Genomic DNA, 20,708 nt, shown 5'->3' with positions numbered 1-20,708 from the left:
CCACCGATCAGCCGTGTCAACAACCCTGCGGGTCAATACATCTAGCGCTTCACCTCCCGGGAGTCGACGACGTACGTCACCAGCCCCGGCCCACGGCCTTCGGCGGCGCGGATCAGGCGCCGGCGGAGGCCGTCCGACTGCGAACGCCGCGATGCCGACCGCGGAGCGCGGCGCACGCCGCCACCTCACCCCCCTTCCGGTGATCTGCATCACAGCGGACGAGGGCATATGTCCACGTTCATCACGGCGATGGCGAAAACGCACGCCCGGCATCGTGTTGACCCACCCATTACTACCCGTTGGTGAATTGACATACCTTAATATTCCATGAGAATAACTCCCGCACGATGATCAAATCACGGGGCGGGGGCCATGGAATCGTCGGTACGGGTCGGACGGAGAAGGGCCGCATGCGGCCGGCCGAGCACGGCGGTGACCACACCCGCCGTCCTCACCGTGAAACCTGCGACTGCATCGCCGGGATCCTCTGCGGACGATCCGGTCGGGTCCACGGCACCGTCATCGGATCGGCCCGAGAATCCGGCCACCGAGGCCGCCCACCCGGGCCGACGACCCACCTCCCGCCGAAGCAGGCGCGTGAGAACGGCAGTTGGGCCGACATCTCCGCCGCACGGCGAGCCACCACGGTGAACGGCAGCGCCGTGGAGTACCGGCATTCCACGGTCGGCCCTTCGGCCTAGGGCGGATTCCCCTCCCGCGACCCCGCCGGCGTCCGGCTCCACCGGGCGCAGCGGCCCGCAACCCACGCCACCGAACCGACGCGCCCCGAGGCCCGGTCGAGCGTGCCCGCCGGGTCGCCCCCCTCACCCATCTCTCCGACTTCCCCTGATTTCCCTGTTGTTCGAGACACCGAAGGAAGCACACGAATGAGTACGGAACGGGCAGCCGCACGGCGGCCCCGGGCCAGAGTCTCCGCCCTGGTGGCGGCGGCGCTGGTCGGGTCGCTGCTGCCGACACTGCCACTGGCCGCCGCCGCGGCGGCCGCCGACTGGACCAAGCCGTCGGCGGCGTCCCCGGAGAAGCCGGTGAAGGGCTCGACCGGGAAGGTCAAGGCCGCGAAGGCCGACACCACGGTGAGCAAGCCGCAGGCCAAGCAGACCGCGTGGCCCGGCGCCGACAGCGCCACGGTCACGCTGCCCGCGGAGGCGGGCAGGACCGTCAAGGCGGGCAAGCTGCCCGTCTCGCTGGAGCCGGTCACCGCCGCCCCCGCATCCGGGGCGCGGCAGGCCCCGTCCACGGCGTCCGGTGCGCCGGTGGCGGCCAAGGTCGAGGTCCTCGGCCAGGACCTCGCGCGCAAGGCCGGCATCTCCGGGGTCCTGCTGAGCGTCTCGGCACCGCAGAGCGCCGAGGGCACGACGGCGAAGGTCCGCGTCGACTACAGCGCCTTCGCCCAGGCCGGCGGCGCCGGGTACGGCTCGCGGCTGCGCCTGGTGCAGCTGCCGGCGTGCGTGCTGACCACGCCCGAGCTGGAGGCGTGCCGTACCCAGACGCCGCTGCCGGGCGGCAACAACGTCGAGCAGCAGACCGTGACCGCGGACGCGGTGACGCTGGCCGAGCCGCGGCCGGCGGGCTCCATGCGGCTCCAGGCGACCTCCGGCTCGCTGACGGTCCTGGCGGCCACGGCCACCACCTCCGGTCCGGTCGGTGACTACAAGGCGACCCCGCTCTCCTCCGCGTCCTCGTGGTCGACCTCGCTGAACAGCGGCTCGTTCACCTGGTCCTACGACATGCCGCTCACCGCGATGCCGGGCGGGCTGACCCCCAAGCTCGGGCTGTCCTACAGCTCCGGCTCCGTGGACGGCCGCACCTCCAACACCAACAACCAGGCCTCCTGGGCCGGCGACGGCTTCGACCTGTCCCCCGGCTTCGTCGAGCGCACCTACAAGCCGTGCGCGGACGACGGTGCGCCGAAGACCAACAACAACAAGCCCGGTGACCTGTGCTGGGCGACCGACAACGCCACGATCAGCTTCGCCGGGCACTCCGGCGAGCTGATCCCGGTCTCCGGTGACGAGTTCCGGCTCAAGGGCGACGACAACACCAAGGTCGTCCGCCTGCGCGACGGCGCCCGCGGCAACGGCGACAACGACGGCGAGTACTTCCGCGCCACCACCACCGACGGCACCAACTACTACTTCGGCTACAACCGCCTGCCCAACTGGAGCAGCGGCAAGCCCGAGACCAAGTCCGTCTACACCGTCCCGGTGTTCGGCAACAACGCCGGCGAGCCGTGCAACGGCGCCGACTTCGCGTCCTCGTGGTGCCAGCAGGGCTGGCGCTTCAACCTGGACCTGGTGGTCGACGCCCACGGCAACGACGTCACGTACTGGTACACGCCGGAGACCAACAACTACGGCCGCAACCTGAAGTCCACCGACCGCACCCCCTACGTGCGCGGCGGCTCCCTGGAGCACATCGAGTACGGCCAGCGGCAGAGCGACCTCTACTCCGCCACCGTCAAGCCCGGCGGCCGGGTGGAGTTCGCCACCGCGGAACGCTGCCTGGAGACCACCGCGGCCAACTGCGACCCGGCGCAGATCGACGCCAAGCGGCAGTACTGGTACGACACCCCCTGGGACCGGAACTGCAAGGCCGGGACCGACTGCACCGGCCAGTTCTCGCCGACCTTCTTCACCCGCACCCGGCTGACCGGTGTCACCGCCAAGACCCTCCAGGCGGACGGAAGTTACGCGGCCGTCGACACCTGGGCGCTGACCCACAAGTGGGGCACCGCCGACTTCGACTACCAGCTGCTGCTCGACTCCGTCCAGCACACCGGCTCCTCCGCCACCCCGTCGATCACGCTGCCGAAGACCACCTTCGCCTACAAGCAGCTCGCCAACCGCCTCGACAAGGTCGGCGACGGCCGCGCACCGTTCATCAAGCAGCGCCTGGGCACCATCACCGACGAACTCGGCGGCCAGATCGACGTCAACTACAGCGCCGCCGCCTGCGACTGGAACAGCCTCCCCACCCCCCAGACCAACACCACCCGCTGCTTCCCCCAGCAGTACCAGGCCTCCGACGAGACCCCCGTCACCACCGAGTGGTTCAACAAGTACGTCGTCGACGCGGTCATCGCCACCGACCGCACCGGCGGCGCACCCGACATGGTCACCCACTACACCTACCTCGGCGACCCGGCCTGGCACTTCGACGACGAGGACGGCATCACCAAGGAGAAGCTCAAGACCTGGTCCCAGTGGCGCGGCTACGCCCACACCCGGGTCGAGACCGGCGGCGTCTCCGCCATGTCCACCCAGACCGACCACTACTACCTGCGCGGCATGGACGGCGACCGCAACGACCCCGCCGACAAGACCAAGAAGCGCACCGTCACCGTCGACGACGGCCAGGGCACCACGCTGACCGACGACGACGCCTGGGCCGCCTTCGAGTACCGCACCGAGCAGTACGACAAGCCCGGCGGCAAGATCCTCACCAAGACCGTCAACACCCCCTGGAAGCGCACCACCGCCACCCGCGTCCGCGACTGGGGCACCACCACCGCCAGCCTCACCGGCACCGCGGTGACCCGATCCTTCACCTCGCTCGACAAGGGCGCCGGCGCCTCCTGGCGCGAGAGCCGCACCAACACCACGTACGACGGCTACGGCCGGACCACCCAGATCGAGGAACTCGGCGACGTCGCCGTGGCCACCGACGACAAGTGCACCCGCACCACGTACGCGGACAACACCTCGTCCTGGATCCTCAACGGAGTCACCCGGACCGAGGCCGTGGCCGCCGACTGCGCGACCAACGTCAGCCGTGGGACGCAGGCCGACGGCACCTCCGCCGTCCTCGCCGACACCCGGCTCCGCTACGACGGCCAGGCGTACGGCGCCGCCCCCACCAAGGGCGACGTCACGCTCACCGAGACGCTCAAGTCGCAGACCGGCACCAGCGCGACCTACCTGGACAGCTCCGCGACGTTCGACCTGTACGGCCGCAAGCTGACCGACACCGCGCTGGTCTCGACCACCGTGTTCGACACCACCGGTGCGACCGGCCCGGTCACCACCGCGTCCACCGACGCCCGTACCACCACCAACGCCTACACCCCGACCACCGGACGTGCGACCAGGTCCACGCTCACCACGCCGCCGGCCACTGTCGGCAACGGCGCCACCGCCCAGACCACCACGGTCGACTACGACCTGATGCGCGGTCTGAGCACCAGCACCATCGACGCGACCGGCCGTCGCAGCGATCTCACGTACGACGCCCTGGGCCGTTCCCTGAAGGTCTGGCGACCCGACCGCCTCAAGTCGAGCGGGCAGACCCCGAACCACGAGTTCGCGTACACGATCGCGGACGGGGCGATCACCGCCGTCACCAGCAAGACCCTCAACGCCGACGGCTCGCAGGCCACCACCCACACCCTGTACGACGGTCTCGGCCGCGTCCGGCAGACCCAGGCCCCGGGCGACAACGGCGGCCGGGTCCTCACCGACACCTTCTACGACGAGCGCGGCCAGGCCGCCCTCGGCTACGCCCCCTACTACGCCACGGGAGCGCCCTCCACCACGCTGTTCAAGGTCGATGACGCCACCGGCGTCGAGACCCAGACCGCCAACACCTACGACGGCCTCGGCCGCGTGGTGAAGGCCACCACCCTCGCCGGCAACGGCGTCGGCACGCCGCTGTCCACCACGCTCACCGAGTACGGCGGCGACCGCGTCACCGTCACCCCGCCGCAGGGCGACATCCCGACGACCACCATCACGGACGCCGCGGGCCGCACCACCGAGCTGCGCCAGTACAAGTCGGCCACCCCGACCGGCGCGTACGACGCCACCACCTACGGCTACGACCCGGCCGGTCACATGACCAAGCTGACCGACCCGGCCGGCACCGTGTGGACCTGGCTCTACGACCAGCTCGGCCGCCAGACCAAGGCCGTCGACCCCGACAGCGGCACCGCCACGAAGGCGTACAACGCCCGCGGCGAGGTCACCAGCACCACGGACGGCCGCGGCAAGACCGTCTCCAGCGTCTACGACAACCTCGGCCGCCTCATCGAGACCCACGACGGCCCGGCCACCGGACCGCTGCTCACCTCGCAGACCTGGGACCCGTCCGGCAACAAGGGCCAACTGTCCACGGCCTCACGTTTCAGCACCGTCGGCGCGACCACCTACGAGTACAAGACCACCTACTCGCTGTTCGACACGCTGTCCCGACCGACCCGAACCACCGTCACCGTCCCGTCCGCCCCCGGTCAGGAGAACCTCGCCGGCTCCTACACCAGCGGCACGACCTACCGCCTCGACGGGCTGGTGAAGTCCGTCGCCTACCCGGCCGCGGGCAACCTCGCCTCCGAGTCGGTCGCGTTCACCTACGACGGCCTCCACCGGATGACCGCGGCCGAGGGCCTGAGCAAGTACCTGACCGCCCAGAGCTACAGCCTCACCGGCAAGCCGCTGCAGTCCACGCTGAGCAACGGCACCGCCGACAAGGACACTTACGTCACCGTCGGCTACGAGTGGGGCACCCAGCGGCCGGCCTCCAGCCGCACTGACCAGTACGGCGTCACCGGCGCAGCCCGCGCCACCGCCTACACCTACGACCAGGCCGGCAACGTCACCTCGGTCACCGACACCTCGCGCTCCGGCACCGACCGGCAGTGCTTCACCTACGACTACCTCACCCGCCTCACCGAAGCGTTCACCCCGACCGGCAGTTCCTGCCCGGCCTCGCCGACCGGCGCCACCCTCGGCGGCCCGGCCCCGTACTGGACCGGCTGGACCTACAACACCAACGGCACCCGGGCCACCGAGACCCGGCACGACCCGGCGGGCAACACCGCCAACAACGCCAGCACCACCTACACCTATCCGGCCCCCACTGCCGCCCGGCCCCACACCCTGACCGGCACCAGCACCGTCACCGGCGGCACCGGAACGCCCGTCACCCAGTCCTACGCCTACGACAACTCCGGCAACACCACCGAGCGGCACCTCAAGCCCAGCGGCAGCCGGACCAGCGACCAGATCCTGACCTGGAACACCGAAGGCCGGCTCGCCCAGGTCGCCGACACCGTCAAGAACGGTGCGACCACCACCACCAAGACCACCGACTACCTCTACGACACCTCGGGCAACCGACTGATCGGCCACACCCTCGACACCGCCAACCCGGCCGCCGAGAACTGGACGCTCTACCTCGGCACCACCGAGCTCAACCTCGTCAAGGGCGCGGCCAAGGCCACCGCCACCCGCTACTACCCGCTCGGCGCCACGGCCACCGCCGTCCGAACCGACGACAACAAGGTCACCTTCCAGGTCAACGACCACCACGGCACCGCCGAGCTCAACATCGACGCCACCACCGGCGCCCTCAACCAGCGCCGCACCACCCCGTTCGGCGACACCCGTGGCACCGCCCCGACCACCTGGTCCGGCACCCGCGGCTTCCTCGGCGGCGTCGACGAGGCCACCGGCCTCACCCACCTCGGAGCCCGCGACTACGACCGCACCACCGGCCGCTTCATCTCCGCCGACCCGCTCTTCGCCGCGACCGACCCCCAGTCCCTGGCCGCTTACACCTACAGCGACAACAACCCGCTCAGGTACAGCGACCCGTCGGGGCTGGCCCTGGAGGAGTGCGCCAGCGGGATGTACCGCTGCCGGGGCGGGACGGAGGTCCTCGGCGAAGGCCCGAGGTACCAGGCGATCGTCGCGCAGAACAAGGCCGACGAACCGTACCGGAAGGCCGCACTGGCCGCGTACCTGGTGAGCGTGGGAGTCAAGCCGGCCGGGTGGACCGGCAGCCTGCCGGCCAACGTCGCGGACGAGATGAGGAAGGCACGCCGGGCCTACGGCGAGCAGTTGGAGCGGGAGTACCGCCAGAACACCAACTTCAAGTACGAGACGACCCCCGGACAGAAGCAGATCCCCGGGGCGGAGCCGTACGACGAGATCGCGACCGGCAAGGCCAAGAAGTCGGAGCTGATGGTCTGCGCGTACATCGGCGTGGCCGACTGCTACGACGTGAAGCAGATCACCGGCTGGTCCGCGAACGTAGCGGTGGACGCATACCCTGGGAAGGAGAACGAGGGGCAGAACGCCTTCCGGCACTTCACCTGGCAGGCCATGATCACGGCCAAGTACGGGGCCCAGACCGCCGAGATGGTCGCGGACGCCCACGAGGCGTACGGCGACCGGGAAGGCCACAACTATGCTGACCACCTCTCGGACCTCGTGAACAACGAGTACGGCCGCCAGATGGGCGCGAAGATCGCCGCAGCCAACCCCGGCGCCTCGGAATCCCAGCTCAGGGACGCGATCACCAGGGAGGCAAGGAACTACATGACCGGTGGGAACTATGCCCGACCCAATGACTTCGAGTAACCCGATCCAGAAGGGAGATGTCGGATGAGCGGCTCCTCGGGGTCACGCCGGATGGGCGTCCGTTCCCTGGTCGGCTCGCTGGTGGCCGTCCTACCGCTGGCGGTGTCCTGCACCGTTCAGACGGACGAGGACAGGGCGCGGCATGTCGTCGGGTCCTGGAAGTCGCCGGACCTGGGCACGATCCAGTTCCTCGAGGACGGTGCGCTCGGAGAGGTGGGCCTGCCTCCCACCGTGTGTCACAAGGGGTCGTGGTCAGCCGACACGAAGTTCACCGGGACCTGGCGACCCTGGCATCTGGACTCCGTCGGGCCGGCTACGGAGGTCACCTTGACGGCCGCCGCCGGTGGCCCGACGTGCGACCTGTTCTTCCTGTACTCCACGGATCAAGGTCAGCCTGAGCTGGACCTGGCCTATGCCCCGGAGGGTAGCGAGCCCTTCGTCCGGCAGTAGACCGGACCCCGCGTAGTCACCAGGGGCCGCCCCCGTCCCACCCGGGATGGGGGCGGCCCCTCTCGCTGTCCGTCCGGCAACGACGGCGATCGTCTCCGCCTCAGCCGCGTTCGGTCCGCGACCCCGTGCTGAGCGCGAGGTAGAGCAGCAGGGAGGAGGCGAGCCCCACCGCCCAGCCGTAGTCGGCGAGCGGTTTGAGGGCGGGGATCAGGCCGTCGGCCGGGAAGGGGCCGCCGTGGGAGCCTCCGACGGCCAGGACGCCGCCGACCAGCAGGGCGGTGACGGCCCGCCAGTTCCAGCCGGCGGCGTACCAGTAGCGGCCGCCCGAGAGGTAGAGCTCCGCGAGGTCGAGGGCGGTGCGGCGCAGCAGCCAGTAGTCGGCGATCAGGATGCCGGCCACGGTGCCGAGCAGGCCGCCGACCACGCCGAGCCAGGTGAAGATGTAGATCTGCGGGTCCTCGATCAGTTTCCAGGGGAAGATCAGGATCCCGATCACGCCGGTGGTCAGTGCGCCGGTACGGAAGTTGATGTAGCGGGGCAGCAGGTTGGCGAGGTCGTAGGCGGGGCTGACCACGTTGGCGGCGATGTTCACGGACAGGGTGGCGATCAGCACGATGAAGAGGGCGAACAGGATCCCGGCGGTGCTGTCCATCTTGGCGGCCAGCGCGATCGGGTCCCAGATCGCCTCACCGTAGACGGCCTGGGAGCCGGAGGTGACCAGGACCGAGAGCAGGGCGAAGAGTGTCATGGTGGTGGGCAGTCCGAGTGCCTGGCCGCGGATCTGGGCGCGCTGGCTGCCACCGAAACGGGTGAAGTCCGGGATGTTCAGGGCGAGCGTCGACCAGAAGCCGATCATGCCCATCAGGGCGGGGAAGAAGACCTGCCAGAAATCGCTGCCCCAGCCGAGCTTCGAGGGCTGGTCCAGGAGCGGCCCGAGCCCGCCCGCCTCGGCGGTGATCCAGGCCAGCAGGGCGAGGGCGCCGACGATCACCACCGGGGCCGCCCAGTTCTCGAACCGGCGCAGGGTCTCCATCCCCCGGGCGATGATCGCCATCTGGATCGCCCAGAACAGCAGGAAGGACAGCCACTGCGTCCACGGGTGCCCGCCGATCTCGGCGGCCGTCTGCCAGCCGTGGCCGAGCAGCTTCCCGGCCAGCAGGAAGATCCCCTCACCGCCGATCCAGGTCTGGATGCCGAACCAGGCGCAGGCCACCGCCGCCCTGATCATCGCCGGGAGGTTGGCGCCGCGCAGCCCGAACGAGGCGCGGGCGAATACCGGGAACGGGATGCCGTACTTGGTCCCTGCGTGACCGGTGAGGATCATCGGGACCAGCACGATCAGGTTGGCCAGGGCGATGGTGAGCACCGCCTGCTTCCAGTCCATGCCGAGTGCGACCAGGCCGGAGGCCAGGGTCCAGGACGGGATGTTGTGGGCCATGCCGACCCAGAGCGCGATGAAGTTGTAGGTGGTCCACCGGCGGCGGGCGACGGGGACCGGGCGAAGGTCCTCGTTGGCGAAGCGGTGGTCGGAGAGGTCGGCGCCGTCGGCGAGTTCGACCCGGCCGTCCGGTTGGGTGGTCTGCGCTATGGGCGTGGACATGGGCGGCTGCCTCCGGGTGTGGGGGTGGCGGCCACCCGTACGAGGGGTGGCCGCCGGGAGCAGTCGGGGTCGGGCAGTGGGAGCGGTCGGGGTCGGAACGCGGGGTCAGCTCAGCGTCGGGATGACCTGCTCGCCGTAGGCGTCGATGGTGGCCTCGACGGCGTCGTGCATGGCGTAGACGGCGAACTGGTCGACGCCGAGCTCGCGCAGGTGCGCGAGCTTGGCGCGCTGCGCCTCGGGCGGGCCGATCAGGCAGAACCGGTCGACGACCTCGTCGGGGACGAAGGTGGTGTCGGGGTTCCCGGCCCGGCCGTGGTGGCTGTAGTCGTAGCCCTGGCGTTCCTTGATGTAGGCGGTGAGCTCCTCGGGGACCATGCCGGAGTGTTCGCCGTAGCGGCCGACCAGGTCGGCGACGTGGTTGCCGACCATGCCGCCGAACCAGCGGCACTGCTCGCGGGCGTGGGCGAGGGCCTGCGGCGAGTCGTCGGCGGTGACGTAGGCGGGGGCGGCCACGCAGATGGTGACGGAGGCGGGGTCACGCCCGGCCTCGGCGGCGGCGTCGCGGACCGCCTTGACCATCCACTCGGTCAGGAACGGGTCGGCCAGCTGCAGGATGAAGCCGTCGGCCTGACGGCCGGTCAGGGCGAGCGCCTTGGGGCCGTACGCGCCCATCCAGACCGGCAGTTCGGCGCCGGGCCGGACCCAGGGCAGGTGCATCTCGGTGCCGTCGACCTCGACGGTGCGGCCCTCGGCCAGCTCCTTGATCGCGTGCATCGCCTCGCTCAGCCGGGCCAGGGTGGCGGGTTTGCGGCCGGCCACCCGCATCGCGGAGTCGCCGCGGCCGATGCCGCAGACGGTGCGGTTGCCGAACATGTCGTTGAGGGTGGCGAAGAGGGAGGCGGTCACCTCCCAGGTGCGGGTGGAGGGGTTGGTCACCATCGGGCCGACGGTGAGCCGTTCGGTCTCGGCGAGGATCCGGCTGTAGATGACGAAGGGTTCCTGCCAGAGCACCGCGGAGTCGAAGGTCCAGCCGTGGCTGAAGCCGGCCGCCTCGGCACGCTTCATCCGGTCGATCAGCAACCGTGCGGGCGGGTCGGTCTGGAGGACGAGTCCGATGTCCACGCTTCTCCTTAGGTGTCAGCCGAGGTACTGGCAGGTCGCGCGGGGCTGGTAGCGGCCGTGGCCGGCGCGGCCGAGCCAGGCCTCGCCGTCCAGGACCACGGTGCCGCGGGACAGCACGGTGCGGACCTTGCCGGTGATCTCCCGGCCCTCGTACGCCGAGTAGTCGACGTTCATGTGGTGGGTGGTGGCGGAGATGGTCTGCCGGGCGGTCGGGTCGTAGATCACGATGTCGGCGTCGGCGCCGGGGGCGATGGTGCCCTTGCGCGGGTACAGGCCGAACATCCGGGCCGGGGCGGCGCAGGCGATCTCGATCCAGCGGCGGCGGGTCAGGTGGCCGTCGACGACGGCCTGGTGCAGCAGGTCCATCCGGTTCTCCACGCCGGGCAGACCGTTGGGGATCTTGGAGAAGTCGCCGCGGCCGAGCTCCTTCTGCCCGACGAAGCAGAACGGGCAGTGGTCGGTGGAGACCACCTGCAGGTCGTCGGTGCGCAGTCCGCGCCAGAGCGCGGCCTGGTGTTCGCGCGGGCGCAGCGGGGTGGAGCAGACGTACTTGGCGCCCTCGAAGTCCGGTTCGGCGAGGTTGTCGGTGGACAGGAACAGGTATTGCGGGCAGGTCTCGCCGAAGACCGGCAGTCCTTCGCGGCGGGCGGCGGCGAGTTCGGCGACGGCGGACGCGGCGGAGACGTGCACCACGTACAGCGGGGAGCCGGCCACCTGGGCGAGTTTGACGGCCCGGTGGGTGGCCTCGGCCTCGAGCAGTTCGCGGCGGACCTCGCCGTGGTAGCGGGGGTCGGTCTTGCCGGCGGCGAGGGCCTGTTCGACCAGGACGTCGATGGCGATGCCGTTCTCGGCGTGCATCATGATCAGGCCGCCGTTGTCGGCGCTGCGCTGCATGGCGCGCAGGATCCGGCCGTCGTCGCTGTAGAAGACGCCGGGGTAGGCCATGAACAGTTTGAAGGAGGTGACGCCCTCCTCGACCAGCAGGTCCATCTCTTTGAGGGTGGACTCGTTGACGTCCGACATGATCATGTGGAACGCGTAGTCGATGGAGCAGCGGCCCTCGGCCTTGTCGTGCCAGGTGTCCAGGCCGGCCCGCAGCGGGGCGCCGACGGACTGGACCGCGAAGTCGACGATGGTGGTGGTGCCGCCCCAGGCGGCGGCCCGGGTGCCGGTCTCGAAGGTGTCGGAGGCGGCGGTGCCGCCGAACGGCAGCTCCATGTGGGTGTGGGCGTCGACGCCGCCCGGGATGACGTACATCCCGGTGGCGTCGATGACGCGGTCGGCGCTCCAGCCGTCGGCGACCGAGCTGCCGGTGGCCGCGAGGGCCATCACCTGCTCGCCCTCGATCAGGACGTCGGCGCGCATCTCCTCGGCGGCGGTGACCACCAGGCCGCCCTGGATCACGGTGCGGGTCATCGGGTCCCCTCTCAGGCCTCGGTCAGCGGCAGGTAGGCGTCCGGGCGGCGGTCGCGGTAGAACGCCCACTGCTGGCGGACCTGCTCGATCACGTCGAGGTCGAGGTCGCGGACCACCAGCTCCTCGTCCTTGTCGGAGGCCACGTCGCCGACGAACTGGCCGCGCGGGTCGACGAAGTAGGAGGTGCCGTAGAAGTCGTTGTCGCCGTACTCCTCGACTCCGACCCGGTTGATCGCGGCGATGTAGTACTCGTTGGCGACGGCGGCGGCGGGCTGCTCCAGCTGCCACAGGTACGCCGACAGGCCGCGGCTGGTGGCGGAGGGGTTGTAGACGATCTCCGCGCCGGCCAGTCCGAGCGCCCGCCAGCCCTCGGGGAAGTGCCGGTCGTAGCAGATGTAGACGCCGACCTTGCCGACCGCGGTGTCGAAGACCGGCCAGCCGAGGTTGCCGGGCTTGAAGTAGTACTTCTCCCAGAAGCCCTTCACCTGCGGGATGTGGTGCTTGCGGTACTTGCCGAGGTAGGAGCCGTCGGCGTCGATCACGGCGGCGGTGTTGTAGTAGAAGCCGGACTGCTCGACCTCGTACACCGGTACGACGATCACCATGCCGAGTTCCCGGGCCAGGCCCTGCATCCGCTGCACGGTGGGCCCGTCCGGCACCGGCTCGGCCCAGGCGTAGTGCTCGGGCTCCTGGACCTGGCAGAAGTACGGGGCGTTGAAGACCTCCTGGAATCCGATGATCTGCGCGCCGTCGGCGGCGGCCGCGCGGGCCGCCCGCTCGTGGGCGTCGATCATCGTCTCCTTGTCGCCGGTCCATGCGGTCTGGAACAGCGCGGCGCGCACCACTCGGCTCATCGGGTTCTCCTTCGACGAAGGCGCTCTAGACCGTCGACAGTAGAAGTTCCCGGGCCCGGTGTGCAGTGCCACGCTGTAACGCCACGCGGGTCATTTCGTTCCGCCGCGAAATGGTGACCGGCCGATGATCGGACCGGTCAGAAGAGCGTCCCGGTCAGGGCGGCCACCCCGCCCAGCACCAGCCCGGCCCGGATCGCCCGGCCGAGTGCCGCCAGGTCTCCCGGATCGGCCGCCGGTTCCTCGGGCGGGAGCACCGCCAGCAGGACCCGGCGCTCGGTGTGTGCCGCCCGACGCCAGGGGTGGGTGGTCGGGTGGCCGCCGGGATTGGCCCACCACGGGCCCGTCGGGGCACCGATCGCGGTGATCCGCCCGGCCGCCGTGTGCACGGTCCAGCCGGGCAACTCCCGTGCCGGGACCACCCCGAGCAGGTCCAGTGGCGGCAGGCCCTCGGTCCAGCGGTCCGCGAGGTGCCCGAGCAGACCGCCCGGGTATGGCGCGCCCGGGTGGAAGAGCAGCGACGGCAGTTCCTCGCCCGGCACGCCCGACATCCCGGGGTCCAGCCGGTCCGCGCCGCGGGGCCGGTCGTCCGGCCGCCAGGCCGCCGCCTCGGGCAGGCCGAGCCGTACCCGGGCCGCGGCGATCTGGGCGGGCGCCCAGACCCGGGAGGGGCCGCACGCGGTGTGGGTGCGCACCGCGGTGTGCTGGTCGCTGCGGGGCCCGTCGATCCGTACCCCGTCGGCCGCCGCCGGGCCGGTCGGGTCCACCGGCCGGTCGCACAGCGGGCAGGGGGCGCCGTCGGGCACCGGTGCAGCGTCCGCGAGCAGCCGCCGGACGCCGGGGTTGCCGGGGGCTGTGCCGTCCGCGGCGGGCCCGCTCCAGTGCTCGTTCAGGACGGTCTCCTCGGTCGGGCGGGCCGCCGGGCACCGGGGCGGTGCGCGGGGCGCACACACCCTAGTGCCGCGTCAGTCCTCGCCGAGTGCGGTCAGCGGATTCTCGCCCTGCCAGAACTCCGGTCCGTAGTTCGGACGCAGGAGTTTGAAGATCTCGCCCCGGAAGAACGCGGTGACGGGCCAGGGCCTGCTGTAGATGAGCATGTCCTCGATCTCCGCGTCGCCGTTGAACCGGAACACGGCCGCCACCTGCCAGGTGTGGCCGTGGACGTGCAGGTCGTAGGCGGCCACCACGTGCTCCCCGGCCTGGGTGAAGATCCGGTAGCCGGGTTCGCCGCCGACCTGCTCCACCGCCTGGAGCACGGCGGCGACCCGGTCCCGCCCGGACACGGTCGCGGTGAGGACCGGCGAGTGGAAGGCGACATCGGTGGCGAGCCGGGGCGCGGCGGCCGGCAGGTCGAGGTAGCCGTCGGCGGGGCCGCTCGGGACGTACGGGGTGGACACGTCGATGTCCTCGGCGAGCACCTGGTCGACGGGCACCATCTTGTCCCGGGCCAGCGCCACGAACGGCCACGGCCGCGCGTAGGCGTCCACCGCCTGGTAGGTGCCCTCGGGTCCCGGGGTCAGGACCACGAGCAGCCCTACCGGATGGCCGTCGACGGAGCCGGCGAAGGTGACGACATGACGTTCCTCGCCTTCCAGGACGAACTCGGGTTGCGCGATCGAGAACGCCTCGGCGAGCTCGCGCAGGAAGGCCGCCGCACGGTCCCGCCCGACGAGCCGGTTCATCGTCAGCGGCGTCGCCAGGGATACGGAGGCGGACAGCGCTTCGGGGTGTGCGCCCAGTGCGGCACGGGCGAGGGATTCACGGCTCATGGGAGATCTCCCCTGGTCCGGTGGTGGGATCGGCGTGATCCCCGGCGCGGCGCCGCCATCGCCAGAACACGCGACCATGCATCAAGATCACGTATTGCGCTACCGCGATTCTATGTCTGCGGTGCCGCCCGCGCCGCTGCCGGGAGTACGGCAGGCCGACGCGGTGGTCCGGTGGCCGGATCCGGGGGCGCCCGTCAGTTCCGTACGGTGCAGAGGCCGTCCAGGGTGAGGTCGAGCAGTCGTTCGGCCTGCGCCCGCTGGTCCGGCTTTCCGGAGGCGAGGGCGATGCCGGTGAGGGCGGCGAACATGTCGTCGGCGCCGACGTCGGAGCGGACGGTACCGGCCTCGACCCCGGCGGCCAGCAGCGAGGTGAGCGCCTCCAGCATCAGTTCGCGGCTGCGCGCATAGGGGTTGACGCCGGATTCGACGAGGGCGCGCAGGGCGTCGGCCATGCCGAACTTGGCGGTCGCGTAGTCGATGAAGCGCCCCATCCAGGCGCGCAGGGCCTCCCGCGGCGGGAGCGCGGCCAGCAGTTCGGGGGCGGCGTCGCAGAGCCGGCTCAGCTCGTTGCGGTAGGCGGCCTCGATGAGCACGTCGCGGGTGGGGAAGTTGCGGTAGAGCGTGCCGGAGCCGACACCGGCCTCCTTGGCGATCCGCTCCAGGTGCGCGTCCAGCCCGTCCTCGGCGAAGACCCGCACGGCGGCGGCGAGGATCTTGTCCCGGTTGCGCTGTGCGTCGGCACGTAGCGGGCGGCCCGTCTCGCTGGGCATCTGCGGTCTCCTGTCGTCCGGCTTGCTAACCGGAGGCACCTCCACTTAGAGTCCAGGAACCGGAGGCGCCTCCGTTTCCACTCTAGGGCACGCCTGCCCGCACCCGCCCGCCAGGGGCCTGCCAGGGCACACCCGCGCACGCCCGGGCCACCCGCACCGGCCGGCACCCGGCACCCACCCCCTCCCAGGAGCACCCCATGCCCGCTTCGCCGACGACCCTCCCGACCGCCCCCGCCGCGGCCCTCCCACTCGAAGGAAAGGTCGCCGTCATCACCGGCGGCGCGTCCGGGGTCGGCCTGGGCATCGCCCGGGAGTTCACCGCCGCCGGGGCCCACGCGGTCATCACCGACCTGCGGCAGGACGCACTCGACGCGGCGGTCGCCGCGATCGGCCCGAACTGCTCGGGGATCGTCGCCGACGTCACCCGGCTCGCCGACATGGAGGCCGCCTACCGGCAGGTGACGGAACGTCACGGACGCCTCGACGTGGTCGTCGCCAACGCCGGGATCGGCGCGCACGCCCCGCTCGGCGCGATCACCGAGGAGCAGTTCGAGCGGACCTTCGACGTCAACGCCAAGGGTGTCCTGTTCACCGTCCAGCCGGCGCTGGAACTGCTGCCGCCCGGCGGCGCCGTCATCGTCATCGGCTCCACCGCGTCCATCCGCCCGCCACGCGGGATGAGCCTGTACGGCGGCTCCAAGGCCGCGGTACGCGCCTTCGTCCGGGCCTGGATCCAGGACGTCAAGGGCTCGGGGATCCGGATGAACATCCTCAGCCCCGGCGCGGTCGACACCGACTCCCTGCGCAGCGCCCTGGCGATGGCGCAGGGCGCCGAGCAGGTCGAGGCCGCCGTCAGGTCCATGGGCGAGGGCAATCCGACCGGCCGGATCGCCGACCCGCGCGAGCTGGGCCGGGCCGCGGTCTTCCTGGCCGGCGACGCCGCGAGCTTCGTCACCGGCATCGAACTCTTCGCGGACGGCGGCATGGCCCAGGTCTGAGCAGACCGGGCGAACACGAAAGGCAAGGAGCGAAGCCCACTCCTTGCCACTCCTAACGTATAGCGCACCGGGGGCCTTGCGGCAAGGCCCCCGGTGTACCGCAGAATCGCTGGCCGAAGCCGGAAACCGCGGATACGGGGAGATCGACGAAGTGCCTGCGTTCCTGTCATCAGATGAACCTGCCGCCGCTACGGCCACCAGCGCGTTCGACCTGCCCGAGCGGCTGCGCGCCAAGGCCGACCCGGCCCTGATCGCCGACGACGAACGGCACTTCGCGGCCGTCGCGCAGAGCCTCGCCGCGACGATCGCCGAACTGTCCGACCGCCTCGACGCCACCCGCCGCACACCCGGCGGCGCCGGCCGGGAAGCGATGGACCGGGACGCGGAGATCCACCGGCTGACCGGCCGGCTGCGCGCGCTGCGCCGCTTCGGCCTGGACCTGTGCCTCGGACGCATCGTCGCCGCCGACAGCCCCGAGCCGCTGTACATCGGCCGGCTCGGCCTCACCGACAGTACGGGCCGCCGGCTGCTCACCGACTGGCGCTCCCCCGCGGCCGAACCGTTCTTCGCGGCGACCCACGCCGACCCGATGGGCCTGGCCAGCCGCCGCAGGTACCGCTGGACCGGCGGCCGGATCGGCGACTACTGGGACGAAGTGTTCACCGCCGACGGGCTGGAGGGGCACGCCGCCCTCGACGACCAGTCCGCCTTCATCGCGAGCCTGGGCGCCCACCGCTCGGCCCGGATGCGCGATGTGCTCGCCACCGTCCAGTCCGACCAGGACGCCGTCATCCGGGCGGGCTCCCGCGGCGCCCTCGTCGTCGACGGCGGCCCGGGGACCGGGAAGACCGTCGTCGCGCTGCACCGCACCGCCTACCTCCTCCACTCCGACCCGCGGCTCGGCCACCGCCGGGGCGGCGTGCTGTTCGTCGGCCCGCACCAGCCGTACCTGGACTACGTTTCGGACGTCCTGCCCAGCCTCGGCGAGGAGGGCGTACGGACCTGCACCGTGCGCGACCTGGTCGCCGAGGGACCCTCCGCGGCCGTCGAGTCCGACCCCCTGGTGGCCCGGCTGAAGGCGTCCGCGGAGCTGGTGAAGGCCGTCGAACCGGCCGTCGGGCTGTACGAGGAGCCGCCCACCGAGGGGATGACGGTCGAGACCCACTGGTCCGACCTCTGGCTGGACGCCGACGACTGGGCCGCCGCCTTCGCCGCCCCCGACCCGGGCACCCCGCACAACGAGGCACGCGACCAGATCCTCGAGGAACTGCTCGCCATCCTGGCGGACCAGGACGACAGCGAGGCGCCGCCCGAACTGCTGCGCAGGTCACTGCTGCAGAACCGGGAGCTGCTCGGGGCGCTCGACCGGGCCTGGCCGATGCTGGAACCGACCGACCTGATCGGCGACCTGTGGTCGGTGCCCGCCTACCTGCGCAGGTGCGCGCCCTGGCTGGCCCCCGACCAGGTCCGCGCGCTGCAGCGGGCGGACGCCCAGGCCTGGACGGTGTCCGACCTGCCGCTCCTGGACGCCGCCCGGCAGCGGCTCGGCGACCCGCACGCGTCCGTGCGCCGACGCCGCCAGCGGGCCGCCGTCGCCGCCGAACGCGAACGGATGGGCGGCGTCATCGACAGCGTGATCGCGGCCGACGACGACGGCGAGGGCGCGGTCACCATGCTGCGCGGCCAGGACCTGCGGGACGCCCTGGTCGACGACGGCGCGCTGCCGGGCGCCGAGACGGACCCGCTGGCCGGGCCGTTCGCCCACATCGTCGTCGACGAGGCCCAGGAACTGACCGACGCCGAGTGGCAGATGCTGCTGCTCCGCTGCCCGTCCCGGAGCTTCACCATCGTCGGGGACCGCGCCCAGGCCCGGCACGGCTTCACCGAGTCGTGGCGGGAACGGCTGACCCGGGTCGGCTTCGACCGGATCGAGGTGGCCTCGCTGAGCGTCAACTACCGCACCCCGCAGGAGATCATGGCCCAGGCCGAGCCGGTCGTCCGGGCCGCGCTCCCGGACGCCAACGTGCCCGTCTCCATCCGCAGCAGCGGCATCCCGGTCCACCACGGCACCATCTCCGAGCTGGACGGGATCCTCGACGGCTGGCTCGCCGAGCACGCCGAGGGCACCGCCTGCGTGATCGCCGCCGCCGGCGCGGCCCCGGGCGGCTTCCGGGCCGATCCCCGGGTCCGCTCGCTGACCCCGGAACTGTCGAAGGGGCTGGAGTTCGACCTGGTCGTGCTGATCGACCCGGAGTCCTTCGGCGAGGGCGTCGAGGGTGCGGTCGACCGCTACGTCGCGATGACCCGGGCGACCCGCCGACTCGTCGTCCTCACCGGCCCCTGACCCCGGCGGAGAAACCGGTGACGGCCCGCCCCCACGGAGGGGACGGGCCGTCACGGGCCGGTCAGGCCCGGGGTGGCCGGTCGGTCACGGTGTTGTCCGGCCACGGAGGGTCGGGGAGGGAGTCCACCAGGGCTTCCACCCTCCCCGCCACCGCACGCAGCACGGCCGTGAACTCCTCCATCGGCACCTCACCCCGGCGGTACGAGTCGAACCCGCCGTGCAGGGCCTCGTGCTGTTCGAGGAACGCGTCCAGAAGATCCAGGTCGGCCTCGGACGAGCCGGCGGCGGAGAGCCTCCCCACCACCGCGAACCACCACGAGATCCGTGCGTCGGCCAGCGTGATCCGTCCGGCCAGTTCCCTGACCGGGAAGGCCCATGCCTCCGGCCAGGTCCTCAGCTCGGTCATCAGATCGGTGAAGGACGGTTGATCGCTCACGGAAATCGGTGCTGCTTCCTTCTGCTCACGGGAAGTTCTTCCTGATCCAGCCGACGATACTCCTCCCGCTGGGCAGCGGTTCGCCGCCTCCTGCCTCGATGACCCTGCTGCAGTACGTCAGGCAGCTGTTCGAGAGCGCGTCGTAGGGTCCCTGTCCCGCACTCCCCCGGTAGGCCTTCTTGGCATAGGCGATGGCGGCGGCGGGGCTCGGCAGTGGCACCGTCGTCGACCCCCGGTAGCTGCCGACGTAGTTCGACGTGTGCGCCATCGGCTTCAGCGTGCCGTTCGGGTTCATGGCGTGGGTGTTGTACGACTCACCGTTGGCCGTCCTGATCTCGACCGTGTAGTGCTGTCCGTCCTCCAGCTCGAACTTGTGGACGGTCGCCGTCCCCGGGCAGTTGTGGACGAGGACCGGTGTGTTGCCGGCCAGTACGTAGTAGGTGTGGATGTCGTCGACGGTGAGGTTGTAGGCCGTCTGCGGGGCGGTGCGGTAGTTGTGGACCGACTCGACCGTGGCGGTGGTGCCGTCTACCTGGCGGAGTTGGTCGCCGGCGGTGAGGTCGGCGGCGTCGGTCCAGCGGTTGGTGGTGACGTCCCAGGCGGGGTGGTGCTGGGTGGACGTCAGGGTGGCGGGCGGTGCCCGGTCCCCGTTCGCGGTTGAGATGGTGAGGTCGGTGAACTCCTGGTCGTCCGGGGTGGTGATGGTGGCGAGGACCTGCTCGGGGGCGGTGGTTCCGGTCTGCGGGTCGGTGGCGGTGACCTGGTCGGCGGTGGTGAGCCGGTCGATGGGCTTGGTGCTGCCGTCGCCGAGCAGGACCTGGGTCCCGGCCGGGAAGCTGTTGCACGGGCCCTTCGGGCCCTTCGGGCCGATCAGGCCGTCGGTCATGGCCATGGCCGCGCCCCAGGCCGCTCCGGTGGCCTCGGCCGTCAGCTGGCCCTTGATGGAGTGGTCGGCGTTGCCGTCGAGCATGTTGTCCAGGCCGGAGCCGAGGGCTCCGACGGCTGCGCCGCAGCCTGCGACGGCTGCGACGGCGGTGGCTCCGCCGGTTTCGAGGGCGCCTGCGGCGCCGCCGGCGTAGCACATGGTGCCTGCGGCGATCTCCACGGTGGTGACCACGATGGCGCGGACGGCCGGGTGGTCGGTGGTGAAGTTCTGGGTCCGCTTGGCGCCGTTGCTGATGTGGCATCCGGCGCCGTCGAGGGAGAACCAGCTGCCGCACTTCTTGGTGCCGCGGCCGTTGCCGCCGCCCCCGCCACCGCCGCCGTTGCCTCCGCCGCCACCGTCACCGCTCTTGCCCGGCTTGCCAGGCCGCTGGTTGACGGTGAAGACGGTGCCGATGTTCTGCGAGGTGGCCGGTGCGCACGGCGGGTGCCAGTTGGTCGCGCAGTCACTGGTGCCGTGCAGACCGGTGCCGCACTCGTAGGCGAACGCGCTGCATCCACCGGGGAGGCCGCCGCCACTGGGTCCGTCGACCTGGGTGCCCATGTGCGAGCAGTGGTACAGGCCGCTGGCGCACTCCTCCAACTGGAGGCCGCTGGGGTCGGAGGCGTTGATGGGGTTGTTGTTGCTGTAGGC

13 protein-coding genes are annotated in these 20,708 nt (G+C 71.3%); 4 read left to right on the top strand and 9 right to left on the bottom strand.

Features of this window, described 5'->3' with window-relative positions; all coding sequences use genetic code 11:
- Nucleotides 1–887: 887 nt before the first annotated feature.
- Together AA75_RS53845 and AA75_RS40655 are read left to right on the top strand one after the other, a co-directional pair.
- Nucleotides 888–7,376, top strand: a complete 6,489-nt coding sequence (locus tag AA75_RS53845) for an RHS repeat domain-containing protein (protein ID WP_051814262.1) — start codon at nt 888–890, stop codon at nt 7,374–7,376.
- Between the two features lie 24 nt (nt 7,377–7,400).
- Nucleotides 7,401–7,826: a hypothetical protein gene (locus AA75_RS40655; RefSeq protein ID WP_033825526.1), complete on the top strand. Its 426-nt coding sequence runs from the start codon at nt 7,401–7,403 to the stop codon at nt 7,824–7,826.
- Nucleotides 7,827–7,926: 100 nt separating this feature from the next.
- Here AA75_RS40655 and AA75_RS40650 read toward each other — a convergent pair whose 3' ends face one another.
- From AA75_RS40650 to AA75_RS40620, 7 genes are all read right to left on the bottom strand, one after another.
- On the bottom strand, nt 7,927–9,426 hold the full coding sequence (locus AA75_RS40650; protein WP_033825525.1) for an NCS1 family nucleobase:cation symporter-1: 1,500 nt from the start codon (nt 9,424–9,426) through the stop codon (nt 7,927–7,929).
- Nucleotides 9,427–9,531: 105 nt separating this feature from the next.
- Complete coding sequence (locus tag AA75_RS40645) at nt 9,532–10,548, bottom strand: TIGR03842 family LLM class F420-dependent oxidoreductase (RefSeq protein ID WP_033825524.1); 1,017 nt, start codon at nt 10,546–10,548, stop codon at nt 9,532–9,534.
- A 15-nt stretch (nt 10,549–10,563) separates the two neighbouring features.
- A complete protein-coding gene (gene hydA / locus AA75_RS40640; protein WP_033825523.1) occupies nt 10,564–11,964 on the bottom strand; it encodes a dihydropyrimidinase in 1,401 nt (466 codons plus the stop codon).
- Nucleotides 11,965–11,975: 11 nt separating this feature from the next.
- A complete protein-coding gene (locus AA75_RS40635; RefSeq protein ID WP_033825522.1) occupies nt 11,976–12,818 on the bottom strand; it encodes a nitrilase-related carbon-nitrogen hydrolase in 843 nt (280 codons plus the stop codon).
- Between the two features lie 137 nt (nt 12,819–12,955).
- Nucleotides 12,956–13,768 carry a hypothetical protein gene (locus AA75_RS40630; protein ID WP_033825521.1) on the bottom strand — a complete coding sequence of 271 codons (813 nt, stop codon included), beginning with the start codon at nt 13,766–13,768 and terminating at the stop codon, nt 12,956–12,958.
- Between the two features lie 12 nt (nt 13,769–13,780).
- On the bottom strand, nt 13,781–14,584 hold the full coding sequence (locus tag AA75_RS40625) for a hypothetical protein (RefSeq protein WP_033825520.1): 804 nt from the start codon (nt 14,582–14,584) through the stop codon (nt 13,781–13,783).
- A gap of 194 nt (nt 14,585–14,778) precedes the next feature.
- Nucleotides 14,779–15,354 carry a TetR/AcrR family transcriptional regulator gene (locus AA75_RS40620; protein WP_033825519.1) on the bottom strand — a complete coding sequence of 192 codons (576 nt, stop codon included), beginning with the start codon at nt 15,352–15,354 and terminating at the stop codon, nt 14,779–14,781.
- 197 nt (nt 15,355–15,551) lie between these two features.
- Here AA75_RS40620 and AA75_RS40615 point away from each other — a divergent pair, with 197 nt between their 5' ends.
- Nucleotides 15,552–16,352, top strand: a complete 801-nt coding sequence (locus tag AA75_RS40615) for an SDR family NAD(P)-dependent oxidoreductase (RefSeq protein ID WP_051814260.1) — start codon at nt 15,552–15,554, stop codon at nt 16,350–16,352.
- 151 nt (nt 16,353–16,503) lie between these two features.
- Nucleotides 16,504–18,696 (top strand): RNA polymerase recycling motor ATPase HelR, encoded by a 2,193-nt coding sequence (helR, locus tag AA75_RS40610; RefSeq protein ID WP_233289413.1) that lies wholly within the window; start codon nt 16,504–16,506, stop codon nt 18,694–18,696.
- Nucleotides 18,697–18,757: 61 nt separating this feature from the next.
- On the opposite strand, the gene AA75_RS40605 is transcribed toward helR, so the two are convergent.
- Together AA75_RS40605 and AA75_RS40600 are read right to left on the bottom strand one after the other, a co-directional pair.
- Entirely contained in the window at nt 18,758–19,132 is a 375-nt protein-coding gene (locus tag AA75_RS40605) for a hypothetical protein (RefSeq protein ID WP_033825518.1), read from the bottom strand.
- A 25-nt stretch (nt 19,133–19,157) separates the two neighbouring features.
- Nucleotides 19,158–20,708 (bottom strand): polymorphic toxin-type HINT domain-containing protein (locus AA75_RS40600; protein WP_033825517.1); only part of this gene is annotated, 1,551 nt, incomplete at its 5' end.

The sequence above is a fragment of the Kitasatospora sp. MBT63 genome (assembly GCF_000710465.2).
Taxonomy (GTDB): domain Bacteria; phylum Actinomycetota; class Actinomycetes; order Streptomycetales; family Streptomycetaceae; genus Kitasatospora.
Note: the sequence above shows the minus strand (reverse complement) of the source record. Positions and strands in the feature narration are given on the sequence as shown.

Bases quoted from the DNA above. Each gene is read 5' to 3' on its own strand.
- AA75_RS53845 (WP_051814262.1), top strand. From the start codon at position 888: ATGAGTACGGAACGGGCAGCCGCACGGCGGCCCCGGGCCAGAGTCTCC.
- AA75_RS40615 (WP_051814260.1), top strand. From the start codon at position 15,552: ATGCCCGCTTCGCCGACGACCCTCCCGACCGCCCCCGCCGCGGCCCTC.
- hydA (WP_033825523.1), bottom strand. From the start codon at position 11,964: ATGACCCGCACCGTGATCCAGGGCGGCCTGGTGGTCACCGCCGCCGAG.
- AA75_RS40655 (WP_033825526.1), top strand. From the start codon at position 7,401: ATGAGCGGCTCCTCGGGGTCACGCCGGATGGGCGTCCGTTCCCTGGTC.
- AA75_RS40650 (WP_033825525.1), bottom strand. From the start codon at position 9,426: ATGTCCACGCCCATAGCGCAGACCACCCAACCGGACGGCCGGGTCGAA.
- AA75_RS40635 (WP_033825522.1), bottom strand. From the start codon at position 12,818: ATGAGCCGAGTGGTGCGCGCCGCGCTGTTCCAGACCGCATGGACCGGC.
- AA75_RS40625 (WP_033825520.1), bottom strand. From the start codon at position 14,584: ATGAGCCGTGAATCCCTCGCCCGTGCCGCACTGGGCGCACACCCCGAA.
- AA75_RS40620 (WP_033825519.1), bottom strand. From the start codon at position 15,354: ATGCCCAGCGAGACGGGCCGCCCGCTACGTGCCGACGCACAGCGCAAC.